This is a genomic window from Yersinia antarctica (assembly GCF_056636475.1).
Genome location: NZ_JBSJQF010000001.1, coordinates 2,873,517 through 2,886,859, shown reverse-complemented (window position 1 = coordinate 2,886,859; position 13,343 = coordinate 2,873,517). Strand labels below are relative to the sequence as shown.

The following is a 13,343-nucleotide window of genomic DNA, read 5'->3' as shown; positions in this document are numbered from 1 at the left end:
TGGGGAGTGCAAAGGGGAGGCGAAAGCCTCCCTTTTTTTGTTGGAAAAACGTTACTGTGGTTCTAACCATGTCGTCTGGAAATCAAACCAACCAAGGTTATTCAGATGTGCGCCCTGAGCCTGCGGTGGGGCTTTCAGGCGCATCCAGTGATGGAATAATGGCTGTAACCAGCCGTCAGCTATAACCTCTCTGACTAATTGCCCGGTACTGAGGGACTGGTTACGCCAGTTGTGCAGGTATGTCTGCAAACGCATCTCATCACCACCTACAATAGATTGGCGCAATAGCGGCATACCCAGTAACCATGCCCCGATATTCCACTCTTCTGGAACTGCAAAATTCACCGTCCCCAGCCACAAATCAACATCGGCATCGCCCTTCGCCCAGGTGGCGTAATCAAGCTCTGATACCACTAGCCTAATCCCCTGTGCCGCCAAAATATGCGACATTTCCGTAACCAGCATCGTATATTCTGGGTGTTGGGCATGATAGGCCAAGGTTAACACCGGGCTGTCATCAGCCATTGTCGTCGCGGCGAAAGGAGAACTTTTATCTCCTGAATGCATTGAGTGGAACCATGTCGGTAAAACACTGCTGGCGGGTACCCAGAACGGGCGAATTGGCTCAATCAACCGTTGGGTAACGTTATATGGATTGAGTACCTCTCGCAGCCAACGGCGTTGCTCTATGTGGTGCCAATGGGGTGAGCGGCTGTCACATAACAGAAAATATCCACCCCGTTCCAAAAACATCTCTTGGGTTGAATCTGAAGGTTTACCCGTCAGGCTGGCAGCGAATCCAGCGACATAATCAATATCACTGATACTGGAGCTTAGCCACGTTGCACTCTGAATATGATCAATACTCAGTTGCTCAGCGAGTACAGTTGGCGTTTGCGTATGCTGACGGGCCAGATCAGGGAAGATAAGGACTTCAACTTCATCCAGCAGGCCACGAAAACCAAAATAGTGGTCAAAGGATTTTATCTGCAAATGCCAATCATCATTTTCGGCGACCCGATAAGGGCCGGTGCCTACCGGATGAGACGCAAAATCGGGTCGTGAGGCGTGGTCGCTCGGCAAAATCAGTGCTGCGTGGTGAGTCAGCAATAGCGCAAGCTGCGGGTCGGGTTGATTCAGTTCGATAATGACACTCAGTGGCCCATATGCGCTGACGTATTGAATATGTGAAAATAGCGGCAAGTCAGTACAACGCATCAATGAGTTGACCACATCATGGCTGGAAAGCTCGCGACCATCATGAAACTGTACGCCAGGGCGTAAGTAAAAGCGCCAGTGTAATGGGTCCAACATGCGCCATTGATGGGCTAAATCGGTGGCAACTTGGCCGTTTTCCTAATTTATCCGCGTCAGGCCATTAAAGATCTGCCGAACTAAATGTAATTCAGATCGGCGCAGTGGGGTTCCAGGATAAAGGTTAGCCATGGCGCGGTAGTAGGGAATTCGCAAGGCTTGATAGTCATCACGTATCCGGTACCCCAACTTGGTTCGGAGCAACGGGGTAATAAGCTGCTTATCTTCTCCCAGTAGCGCAATGGCCTCGTTGAAATCGCCTGAATCCAATAACTGTTCCGCTTTTTCAATCAATAGTTGATGAGTGTTCCGCAATAGTTGTAAATGTGAACGGCGACCACGGCCAGCTTCTGACTGCCATATTAACCAGCCAGCCTGTTGCATTTTAACCAGCAATGTCCGCATATGGCGCTTAGTGCAGCTAAGCTTGTCGGCTAATTCGTGCAGTGTAATCGTAACCTGTTGCACCCCAACCACGCCCAATAAGCGTAAATATTGTTGCTCAAGACGTCGACTGACCATAAAAGAGGATCTCTATTGAATGAATCTCAGCAGTTTTTAATATCACCTTTTTAGCCGATAATTTTTAGTACAGCAAGGGCTTATCGCCCACCGTCCTTCGGTATGAAAAGCTTGTACGGGCAGGGCGTAATGACTATTTAAGGTGAGAAGATGACCCGGTATTTAAATAAAGACACCCAAGTGTGTATTTCTCTGGCGGCCAGGCCCAGTAACTTTGGTACCCGTTTTCACAACTTTTTGTACGATGCCTTAGACCTCGATTATCTGTATAAGGCTTTTACCACCACTGATCTTGTTGCCGCCATCGGTGGTGTGCGGGCGCTGGGATTTCGTGGTTGTGCCATCTCAATGCCCTTTAAAGAGACGGTGATTCCGCTGGTGGATGAGATGGACCCATCAGCTAAAGCCATTAACTCAGTAAATACTCTGGTCAATACCGCAGGCTACCTTAAGGCGTACAACACCGACTATATCGCCATCGCCATGTTGCTTGCGACATATCAGGTGTCATCAAAGCAGGTTTTTGCTTTACGTGGCAGTGGTGGCATGGCAAAAGCAGTGGCTTTTGCATTAAAAAATGCAGGTTTTAAGCAGGGTTATATCATTGCGACAAATGAAGTGACAGGTAAGCAGTTAGCGGATCAATCAGGTTATATTTATCGCCCTGATATGCAGGACGTTCGGGCTAATGTGTTGATTAATGCTACTCCGGTGGGGATGTCGGGGGGGAAGGATGCTGATGCTTTGGCATTTACTCAGGGTGAAATAGATAGTGCGGATATCATTTTTGATGTGGTGGCACTGCCGGCAGTCACCCCACTTATCCGTTACGCCAAAGCACAGCAGAAAACCGTTATTACTGGCGCAGAAGTATTTGCTATTCAGGCGGTTGAGCAATTTGTGCTGTATACGGGGATTCGCCCAGAGCCCGCTTTGTTTGAAAAAGCGGCGGCTTATGCCAGAGGCTGATTATTGAGGTTGAAATCAATAGAATTTGTCGCTCATACTACGCATTCTCCGTTTTATAATGATAAAGGAAATGCGTAATGGCCGAAGAAACGATTTTTAGCAAAATTATCCGCCGTGAAATTCCTGCCGACGTGGTCTACCAGGATGAGTTGGTGACGGCGTTTCGTGATATTGCCCCACAGGCACCCACCCATATCTTAATCATTCCCAACATTCTTATTCCAACTGTGAATGATGTCACGGCAGAACATGAAGCCACACTGGGTCGTATGATTACCGTGGCCGCTAAACTTGCACAACAAGAAGGCATTGCCGAAGAGGGTTATCGCCTGATCATCAACTGTAACCAACATGCCGGGCAAGTGGTCTATCATATTCATATGCACCTGGTTGGTGGTCGCTATCTGGGTTCATTGTTGTCACATAAATAATGATGCTGCATCAATAGCGGCATAATGATTGAGTCTAAATGAGGTAAGCCTATGCGCCGTGTTAAGGCGTTTTTATTACCGGTGATGGTGTCGGCATGTATCGCGACATTATTGGGGTGCAGCAACCCGAAAGGGATTGCAGTAAATAAACAGCAAACCGTGGTAATGGATTCGTCGGTTCTGACGGCAGGTATTTTGGCTTCTCAACCCACAGTATCACTCTCTTCTGGCAATAATGTTGCGCGTTCAGTTATCACGAATAGCCAGAATAAGCCGGTAAGAATCAACTACCGTTTTTATTGGTATGATACCCAGGGCTTAGATGTGCCGCCGCTGGAAGCGCCGCGTTTTATGATGATAGCACCAGGGGACGATGTCACTATTCAGTCAGTTAATAATAATTTTAATGCGCGCAGTGCACGCCTTCATTTATTTTTATAACCGATTGATTTTCACCATTGGAGTAGGGCAATGAAAAGGTATTTATTTGTGGTTTTAGCAGCGTTAGTGCTGACCGGTTGTCCGTCTCGGACGCCTGTTGCACCAACGACACCGCCCGTCACCATTGAACCGGTAACACCCCCTGTCGTTGAGACACCTCCGCCGGTAGACACCGTGCCGCAGCCACCGAAAGTGCAATCTATCGATTGGGCTATCAGTGTCGAGCCGTTGGTGGCGAAAATGGTGAATAACAACGAAGTGGCGAATGGCAGCATTCTGCTATTGGATAGCGTTAAAAACAACACCAATGGTGCATTGCAAACGGCGAAAGCCACCGCCGCATTACATCAAGTGCTAGCGTCGAATAAAAAGTTTGTTTTGATCTCGCCGCAACAATTAGCCGTTGCTAAGCAAACGCTGGGGCTTTCGGAAGAAGATAGCCTGGGGTCGCGCAGCAAAGCGATTGGTTTGGCCCGCTATGTCGGCGCTCAATATGTGCTGTACAGCGATGTGAGTGGTGATGTGAAGTCGCCAACCATTGAAATGCAATTGATGCAGGCGCAATCAGGCGAAATCATTTGGTCTGGTAATGGCCCGGTTCAGCGCTGATCCCTCTCTGTATGCATTCATTGACAGCATAAATCCGGCGATGAAAATCGCCGATTATCACTTTAGTCCGGTCGCGGGGCTAACCGGTGAAAGCTGGCGTATTACAGCACCCAATATTGACTGGTTGGCACGTCAACAATCACTAGCCAAACGTCAGTTGGGGGTGAACCGGCGGCGGGAACGAAAACTGTTACGACACGTGGCCAATCAGCATTTCTCACCGGCCATTATTGCCGCCGATCAGTACTGGTTAGTGGTTAATTGGCTTGAAGGTGACGTTGTCACTAATGAGCAATTTATTGAATTATCAGATAATGGGCAGTTGCCACAGTTATTGGCCCGTCTGCATCATCTGCCCATCAGCGGCTACCGTTTCGACTTGCGCCGTCAGTTAACCCGCTATGGGCAATTGATTGACTCAACGCGCCGCTCACCTGCCTGGTTGCGCCGCCAACATGACTTTCTGCGCCGCCCGCTACCGCAGCCTATTAAGTTGGCGCCGTTGCATATGGATGTCCATCCCGGCAATGTGTTAATGACCCCAACCGGGCTGAAACTGATTGATTGGGAATATGCTGCCGATGGGGATATCGCATTGGATATTGCGGCGCTGTTTCGCGGCAATAACTGGTTATTGCCACAACAACATGCCTTTTTACAGCACTACTGCGCGAGTGAGCAGGGATACCCTGACATCAAACGCTTATCACAGCAGATACAGCGCTGGTTACCGTGGATTGATTACCTGATGCTGATGTGGTTTGAGGTGCGCTGGCAGCAAACGGGTGATGAGACATTTTTACAATGGGCGTCGCCACTGCGCCAGCGGTTTAATTTATCGTTTTAATTCGTAGCGTTACCCAAAGAAATTGGCGTAGCAGCCAGGCAAATCGACCCCCTGTGGCGGCCCCGTCCGAGGGGTATTTTATTGAATGAAGTGAGGTTGTTGTGGGACCAGTAATGTTAGACGTCGCCAGCTATGAGCTGGATGCTGAAGAGCGTGAGATTTTAAAACACCCACTGGTGGGCGGTCTGATTTTGTTCAGCCGTAACTTTCATGATGCGGAGCAGTTGCGTGAGCTAGTTCGTCAAATCAGGGCGGCCTCTCGTGAGCGTCTGGTGGTGGCCGTTGACCAGGAAGGGGGCCGGGTGCAGCGTTTTCGTGATGGCTTTACTCGCCTGCCTGCGGCCCAGTCGTTTGCCGCTATTAATGATGCAGCTACGGCAGCTAAGCTGGCGCAAGAGGCCGGTTGGCTGATGGCGGCAGAGATGATAGCGATGGATATCGATATCAGTTTTGCGCCAGTACTGGATATCGGCCATGTTAGCGCCGCTATTGGTGAGCGCTCTTTCCACAGCGAGCCACAACAGGCTCTGGCAATGGCGGAATGCTTTATCCGAGGAATGCATAGTGCCGGGATGAAGACCACCGGTAAGCATTTCCCCGGTCATGGTGCGGTCACCGCCGATTCCCATAAGGAGACGCCACATGATAATCGACCACTGGCAGAAATCCGTACTCATGATATGGTTATATTTCGCGAGTTGATCGAGCGGCGACTGCTGGATGCCATCATGCCTGCTCACGTGATTTATACTGAAGCTGATGCGCGCCCGGCCAGCGGCTCGGCGTATTGGCTCCAGCAGATATTGCGTCAGGAATTAGGTTTTGATGGCATTATCTTCTCAGATGATTTATCGATGGAAGGTGCTGCGATAATGGGCAGTTACGCCGAGCGCGGGCAGGCTTCGCTGGATGCCGGTTGCGATATGATTTTGGTGTGTAATAACCGCCAGGGTGCCATCAGCGTGCTAGATAACCTGTCTCCGGTCAAAGCGGATCAGGTTGCGCGCTTGTATCATTCTGGGCAGTTTGAGCGTCAATCATTGATGGGGTCATCACGCTGGCAACAGGCGAATAAGGCATTAACTGCACTCAGCGCACGTTGGGATGCACATAAGAGCCAATTGAAATAAGTTATATACTCTAAATAATTCGAGTTGCAGCGGCCTCAACGAGGTGAGGCTCACGGATGGGCCGAGTAGTTGAGTGTAGCCAACGCACATGCAGCTTGACGTATGACAAGTATAAGTCGCGAGGATAAATATGATCGTCTATTTACATGGTTTTGATTCCAATAGCCCCGGTAATCACGAGAAAGTCCTGCAACTGCAATTTATCGATCCAGATGTGCGTTTTATCAGTTACAGCACCTTGCATCCTCGACATGATATGCAGCATTTACTGAAAGAAGTGGATAAAGCCATTCAGCAGGGCGGTGATGTCAAACCACTGATTTGTGGTGTTGGTTTAGGCGGGTTTTGGGCCGAGCGCATTGGTTTCCTGTGCGGTATTCGACAGGTTGCTTTCAACCCGAATCTGTATCCGCAGGACAATATGGGCGGTAAAATCGACCGCCCAGAAGAGTATGTTGATATCGCCAGCAAGTGTATTAATGACTTTCGCGAGAAAAATCGCGATCGTTGCCTGGTGGTGTTGTCTCGTCATGATGAAATGCTTGATAGCCAGCGAACTGCGGGTGACCTACATCCTTATTATGAAATTGTTTGGGACGAGAAACAAAACCACAAGTTTAAGGATCTTTCACCCCACCTTCAGCGCATTAAAGCCTTTAAAACTCTTGGCTAGCGTAAAGTGACTGCTGAGCCTAAAACTGTCGGTTTGTTAAAGATTGGTTAATTGTAAAGCTTATAACGTTCTGCTAACCGGTTTGGGGAAGGGAGTTTAAATCCTTTATCCAGGCCGTTTTGTTGCTTAAAAACGGCAAAATAAGATTTTTCCTCGCTGCAAATAGAAAAATTCTAAACTGTGACTAAACGCTAACTATTTGAATCCTATTCCAGAAAGATTCCCTATGCTGCCACTTTAATCAAAAAAAGTTGATATATATCAATTTTGGTATGACCAAATAACCCTGCATGATATTCTGGCTACAGATTATTGATTTAGCATCAGCGAACCCTATGTTATCTAAGGATATTATTCTTTTACCCTTAGCTAACAATTGGTTCACATTTAGGGGGTCATTTTGACAACGCCGAAGAAGAAAATCGTTATTATTGGTGGTGGTGCCGGCGGTCTTGAGCTGGCGACGAGTCTGGGCCATAAGCTGGGCCGCAGCAAGAAAGCGGACATCGTTCTGGTTGATCGCAATCACAGTCATCTGTGGAAACCACTGTTACACGAAGTAGCCACTGGTTCTCTTGATGATGGCGTCGATGCATTGAGCTATCTGGCTCATGCGCGTAACCATCACTTTAACTTCCAGTTAGGTTCCTTAACTGACATTAACCGTGAAACCAAAACACTCAGTTTGGCTGAAATTTGCGATGAACACGGTGATGTGCTGGTGACCCAACGTGAATTGACCTATGACATTCTGGTCATGGCCTTAGGCAGTACCTCTAACGATTTTGGTACGCCAGGCGTAAAAGAGAACTGCATTTTCCTTGATAACCCGCATCAGGCACACCGTTTCCATAATGAAATGCTGAACCTGTTCCTGAAATATTCAGCGCAACCGGGTGAAAAAGGGAAAGTTAACATTGCGATCGTCGGTGGGGGGGCTACCGGTGTGGAACTCTCTGCGGAACTGCACAATGCGGTGAAACAACTGCATAGCTACGGTTTTGAGGGTTTGGACAATCAAGCACTGAATGTGACGCTGGTGGAAGCTGGCGAGCGGATTCTACCCGCATTACCCCCGCGCATTTCAGCGGCCGCGCATCAGGAATTGATTAAACTCGGCGTGCGCGTGCTGACCAAAACCATGGTGACCAGTGCGGACGAAAAAGGTCTGAACACCAAAGAGGGTGAGTTCATTAACGCTGACCTGATGGTGTGGGCGGCGGGGATCAAAGCACCGGACTTTATGAAAGATATCGCTGGGCTGGAAACCAACCGTATTAATCAGTTAGTGGTGGAACCAACGCTGCAAACGACGCGTGATGCGAATATCTTTGCTATTGGTGACTGTGCTTCTTGCCCGCAGGCAAGTGGCGGTTTTGTTCCCCCGCGCGCGCAGTCGGCTCACCAGATGGCCAGCCGTTGCTACAGCAATATTCTGGCGTTGCTTAATGAGCAACCGTTGAAGCCGTATATCTATAAAGACCACGGTTCACTGGTTTCTCTGTCGAAGTTCAGCACTGTGGGTAGCCTAATGGGCAACCTGATGCGCGGTTCAATGATGGTCGAAGGGCGTGTTGCTCGTGTGGTGTATATCTCACTGTATCGTATGCACCAGGTGGCATTACATGGTTATACCAAGACTGGCCTGATGATGCTGGTGGGTGGGATTAATCGGGTTATTCGCCCGCGCTTGAAGTTGCACTAATCGTCTTCTCACTTAAACAAACCGCTGCCGTTAGTCAAAGGTGGCGGTTTTTGTTTGCTCAATATCAGGCACTTAACGTTAAAAATGTTCGCCCGTAATGTGAAATTTGCAGCATAAAATTTCGCGGTCGCAAATACCCACAGTCGGATTCCTCCTAAACATATTCATTTACACCTATTATCTGGGTTTTTAGTCCATTTGTCTTATTGCTAGCTCAAACGACTTTGTGCAGACTCCATGGTGTTTACAGACGGCGAGTCACGCACGCCGTATTCCGCTAATCAGAGACAGCCTTTGGTGTCGGAAACTGTCAGATTTTCTGTTTTTACGCTGGAATTCTGGGGCAGAAGATGCGTGGTAACACTTTCAGGAGGATTTCCTGTGAACAAATCAATGTTAGCAGGCGTGGGTATCGGTATTGCGGCCGCTCTGGGAATTGCCGCAGTTGCGAGTATGAATGTTTTCTCTGGCGCGCCGCAATATGCACAAGTTATTGCGGCGACACCGATTAAAGAAACGGTCAAAACGCCTCGGCAGGAATGTCGTAATGTCACGGTTACTCACCGTAAACCCGTACAAGACGAGAATCAGATTGCTGGCTCAGTGTTGGGTGCGGTTGCTGGTGGGGTTCTGGGACATCAGGTAGGGGGCGGGCGAGGGAAGGATATCGCTACTGTTGCCGGTGCGTTGGCTGGCGGATATGCCGGTAACCGCGTGCAAAGTAATATGCAGGAAGGTGATACCTATACCACCACTCAACAGCGTTGCCAGACTGTCTATGACAAGTCACAAAAAATGCTGGGATATGACGTAACCTACAAAATTGGTGATCAGCAGGGAAAAATTCGTATGGATCGTGATCCAGGTACGCAGATCCCGATCGATAAAAATGGTCAACTAATACTGAACGACCGAGCATAATACAAAATCTGTTGTCCAAGACCTGGTACCAAGAACCCGCGATTTAGTGCTAATTCTGATCGTTTAAACAGAACATGTTTTTGCCGCAAACCCGGCAAAAAATTTAAGCGAGTGGCATTAGCATTAACGCGGGTCTCTCATTGCTGAGAAACCCGCATTAACTCGCTGATTAACCTACCCGATGCTGCGCAAAGGCGGCCAACAACTCACTGATAAATTTCAGTCGCTGTGAACGATCAGTTAAATCTTGCATAAACTTCAGCTTGGTTGGCCCTTCCAGGCGGTATATCTGTGGCTGGCGCTGTAATAGCCCAATCAGATAGACAGGATCGACTTTGTTCTTATCACTAAATTCAATAAAGCCACCGCGCTCATTACCTTCAATTCGTTTGATGCCCAATTTTTGTGCCTGCTGGCGTAACTCTGCGGTGTGCAACAGATAACGTGCTGGGTCGGGCAGTTTGCCAAAACGATCGATTAACTCCACTTTTAGTTCATCAAGTTCCGTCTCATTGCGGGCACTGGCGATACGCTTATAGAATGAAAGTCGAACATTCACATCTGGAATGAAATCTTCTGGCAGCAGCACCGGCATGCGCAATTCAATTTCAGTCTGATTGCTGGTCAAATCTTCCAGAGATGGCTCTCTGCCTTCTTTCAAAGCATCAACCGCGCTTTCCAGCAGCTCCATATAGAGTGAGAAGCCAATGGTGGTCATCTGGCCGCTTTGGTCTTCACCTAACAGTTCACCCGCGCCGCGAATCTCCAGATCATGGGTTGCCAGCGCAAAGCCGGCACCAAGATCTTCCAGTGAGGCAATCGCTTCCAGCCGCTTTTTAGCGTCCGTGGTCATCGCTTTCGGATTCGGCGTCAGTAGGTAAGCATAAGCTTGATGATGTGAACGCCCAACCCGGCCGCGCAATTGGTGTAGCTGCGCCAGGCCAAAGTGATCCGCACGCTCGATGATAATGGTATTGGCGCTAGGAATATCAATACCTGTTTCGATAATGGTGGTACAGACCAAAACGTTGAAGCGCTGATGATGGAAATCATTCATCACCCGCTCCAAATCCCGTTCACGCATCTGGCCGTGACCGATAGCGATACGCGCCTCAGGAACCAGCTCCGCCAGACGTTGTGTGGCCTTCTCAATATTTTCCACGTCGTTGTACAGGTAATAAACTTGCCCACCGCGCAGAACCTCACGCAGGATGGCTTCGCGAATAACCAGGCTGTCGTACTCCCGTACAAAGGTTTTCACTGCCAGGCGCCGCGCCGGTGGGGTGGCAATAATCGACAAGTCGCGCATGCCGCTCATCGCCATATTCAAGGTACGCGGAATCGGTGTGGCTGTTAGGGTCAGAATATCCACATCGGCACGCATCGCTTTGATCCGCTCTTTATGACGAACACCGAAGCGATGCTCTTCATCGACAATCAGCAGGCCAAGATCTTGCCAGCGCAGGTCACTTTGCAGCAACTTATGGGTGCCGATAATGATATCGACTTTACCTTCAGCGGCTTGCTCCAGAATCACTTGCTGCTCTTTGGCACTGCGGAAACGGGACATCATTTCTGTCCTGACCGGCCAAGTGGCGAAGCGATCACGGAAGTTATCGAAATGCTGTTGGGCAAGTAGTGTAGTGGGGACCAATACGGCTACTTGCTTATTATTGGCAACTGCGAGGAACGCAGCACGCATTGCCACTTCGGTTTTACCGAAACCAACATCGCCACATACCAGGCGATCCATCGCCAGCGGCCGACACATATCGCTGAGAACCGCATTAATGGCCTGTTCCTGATCTGGCGTGGTTTCAAACGGGAAGCTTTGGCAAAATAACTGGTATTGCTCGCGGTCATGTTTGAATTTAAAACCAGACTTGGCGGCGCGCTGGGCATAGATATCCAGCAGTTCGGCTGCCACGTCTCGCACTTTCTCGGCCGCTTTTTGTCGTGCCCGACCCCAGGCTTCTCCGCCCAGTTTATGCAGTGGCGCATTTTCATCAGCACCGCCGGAATAACGGCTAATCAGATGCAAAGATGAGACTGGCACATACAACTTATCTTCACCGGCGTAGGTCAGTATCAGGTATTCAGCTTTGATGCCGCCAGCTTCGAGCGTGGTTAAGCCCAGATAGCGGCCGACACCATGTTCCAGATGAACTACTGGCTGACCGGGGCGCAGCTCGGCCAGATTGCGGATTAGGGTATCGGTATTGATGGTACGCCGATTATCCTGCCGACGGCGGCTGACGCGCTCGCCAAGTAGGTCACTTTCACAAATCAGCGCTAATTGTTTATCGGTATCGAGGAAGCCGCGTTCACTGGCGCCGATCATCAGATAATGACCGGGAGCCGCCGCTTGTGGTAACGCTGTAATCAGGCTCGGACTGATTTTTATCCGGGCCAACAGGTCTTGTAGAGTTTCTCGTCGGCCTTCGCTTTCGACTGAAAACACGATGCTGCCACTGAATGTTTCGATAAAGCGGCGCAGGTTATCCAGTGGCGCTTTTTGCTGTGCTTGCACAGCCACATCAGGCAGGGGCTGATAGTGCAAATTGGTATTGGCAGCTTTAGTCGGCAGTGGGTCTGTCTTGAACTGCAGCCGAGGCCACTTTTTTAGCTCAGTGAACAGCGAATCAACCCGTAACCAGAGCGTATCGGGTGCCAGCAATGGGCGCATTGGGTCAACACGGCGGCTCTCAAAGCGCTGATTCACATCTAGCCAGAAACGCTCAGCAGAACCTTCCAGATCGCCGGTATTTACCAATAAGGTATTTTCAGGTAAATAACTGAACAGTGAGGGCAACGGTTGGCTAAAGAACAAGGGTTGCCAATATTCGATACCCGCAGGCCAGATGCCTTTACTCACTTGCTGATAGATGTGTTCAGCGTCGCGGCGAACTTCAAATTGTTCACGCCATTGGCTACGGAATAACTCGATTGCGGTTTTGTCTATCGGAAATTCATGCGCAGGCAGGAGGTTTATCTGTTCAACTTCAGACAGCGTGCGCTGCGAATCAACATCAAACACGCGCAGACTGTCAATGTCATCATCAAAGAAATCAATTCGATACGGCTCTTCACTGCCCATCGGATACAAATCAAGCAATGCCCCACGGGTCGCAAACTCACCATGTTCCATTACCTGATCAACACTGCGGTATCCTGCCTGCTCAAGTTGCGCCCGCAGCTTATCGCGCGACAGATGCTGGCCTTTTTTCATCACCAGCGCATGGCCGTGCAGGAATTCATGCGGGCATACGCGTTGCATCAGGGTATTAATCGGGAGAATAATAACACCGCGCTCCATTGCGGGCAGATGATACAAACATGAAAGGCGCGCTGAAATAATATCCTGATGCGGCGAGAAACTGTCGTAAGGCAGTGTTTCCCAATCGGATAGGGTGCTTACTGGGCGGAGTGAGAATTGTTGCACCTCATCACGCAAGCGCAGGGCCGTTTGCATGTCAGGGGTAATTAACATTACCGGGCCATCATGGCGCTCAATGATTTCCGCACATTCCACCGCGCAGGCTGAGCCAGTCAACTGACCTAATTGACGGGTATCACCAGGCCGCTGCGGCAATGAATAACGATATTGTTGGGACATAAGCAGTTAAACAGTCTCTTAGTTTGTATACCCGCCGCCCTTCAAGAGGCAGAGGTGTTGGCTGCCCTTGCTCACCCCAATCACTTAGTTATCTAAGCGCTTGAGTATTAATGAGCCTTCACCCTATGGGCTAGAATAAATGATATCAAAATCAGTTGCTTACCG

At 49.4% G+C, this 13,343-nt stretch carries 10 protein-coding genes and 1 pseudogene; 9 read left to right on the top strand and 2 right to left on the bottom strand.

Annotated features, from left to right (window positions below; genetic code table 11):
* Positions 1–51 precede the first annotated feature (51 nt).
* A pseudogene (locus ACWJJO_RS13485) lies at positions 52–1,836 on the bottom strand (SgrR family transcriptional regulator).
* 150 nt (positions 1,837–1,986) lie between these two features.
* Between ACWJJO_RS13485 and ACWJJO_RS13480 the strand changes: the two are divergent.
* The 9 genes from ACWJJO_RS13480 to ACWJJO_RS13440 all read left to right on the top strand — a co-directional run bounded on the left by ACWJJO_RS13480 (position 1,987) and on the right by ACWJJO_RS13440 (position 9,562).
* Positions 1,987–2,805 carry a shikimate 5-dehydrogenase gene (locus tag ACWJJO_RS13480; RefSeq protein ID WP_083158530.1) on the top strand — a complete coding sequence of 273 codons (819 nt, stop codon included), beginning with the start codon at positions 1,987–1,989 and terminating at the stop codon, positions 2,803–2,805.
* Positions 2,806–2,882: 77 nt separating this feature from the next.
* Entirely contained in the window at positions 2,883–3,236 is a 354-nt protein-coding gene (gene hinT / locus ACWJJO_RS13475; protein ID WP_083158531.1) for a purine nucleoside phosphoramidase, read from the top strand.
* A gap of 51 nt (positions 3,237–3,287) precedes the next feature.
* Complete coding sequence (locus ACWJJO_RS13470; RefSeq protein WP_083158532.1) at positions 3,288–3,677, top strand: YcfL family putative periplasmic lipoprotein; 390 nt, start codon at positions 3,288–3,290, stop codon at positions 3,675–3,677.
* 30 nt (positions 3,678–3,707) lie between these two features.
* Positions 3,708–4,286, top strand: coding sequence for a penicillin-binding protein activator LpoB (lpoB, locus tag ACWJJO_RS13465; protein WP_083158533.1), 579 nt, complete (start codon positions 3,708–3,710; stop codon positions 4,284–4,286).
* A gap of 40 nt (positions 4,287–4,326) precedes the next feature.
* Positions 4,327–5,133, top strand: a complete 807-nt coding sequence (gene thiK, locus ACWJJO_RS13460) for a thiamine kinase (RefSeq protein WP_102970553.1) — start codon at positions 4,327–4,329, stop codon at positions 5,131–5,133.
* A gap of 113 nt (positions 5,134–5,246) precedes the next feature.
* On the top strand, positions 5,247–6,263 hold the full coding sequence (gene nagZ / locus ACWJJO_RS13455) for a beta-N-acetylhexosaminidase (RefSeq protein WP_193784640.1): 1,017 nt from the start codon (positions 5,247–5,249) through the stop codon (positions 6,261–6,263).
* A 130-nt stretch (positions 6,264–6,393) separates the two neighbouring features.
* A complete protein-coding gene (gene ycfP, locus ACWJJO_RS13450; protein ID WP_083158536.1) occupies positions 6,394–6,936 on the top strand; it encodes an alpha/beta hydrolase YcfP in 543 nt (180 codons plus the stop codon).
* A 400-nt stretch (positions 6,937–7,336) separates the two neighbouring features.
* The gene (locus ACWJJO_RS13445; protein ID WP_083158537.1) at positions 7,337–8,641 is read left to right on the top strand and encodes an NAD(P)/FAD-dependent oxidoreductase; all 1,305 of its coding nucleotides are present in this window, start codon (positions 7,337–7,339) and stop codon (positions 8,639–8,641) included.
* 381 nt (positions 8,642–9,022) lie between these two features.
* Positions 9,023–9,562 (top strand): glycine zipper 2TM domain-containing protein, encoded by a 540-nt coding sequence (locus ACWJJO_RS13440; RefSeq protein ID WP_005183154.1) that lies wholly within the window; start codon positions 9,023–9,025, stop codon positions 9,560–9,562.
* A gap of 169 nt (positions 9,563–9,731) precedes the next feature.
* Here ACWJJO_RS13440 and mfd read toward each other — a convergent pair whose 3' ends face one another.
* Positions 9,732–13,178: a transcription-repair coupling factor gene (gene mfd, locus ACWJJO_RS13435; RefSeq protein ID WP_481091134.1), complete on the bottom strand. Its 3,447-nt coding sequence runs from the start codon at positions 13,176–13,178 to the stop codon at positions 9,732–9,734.
* Positions 13,179–13,343 lie beyond the last annotated feature (165 nt).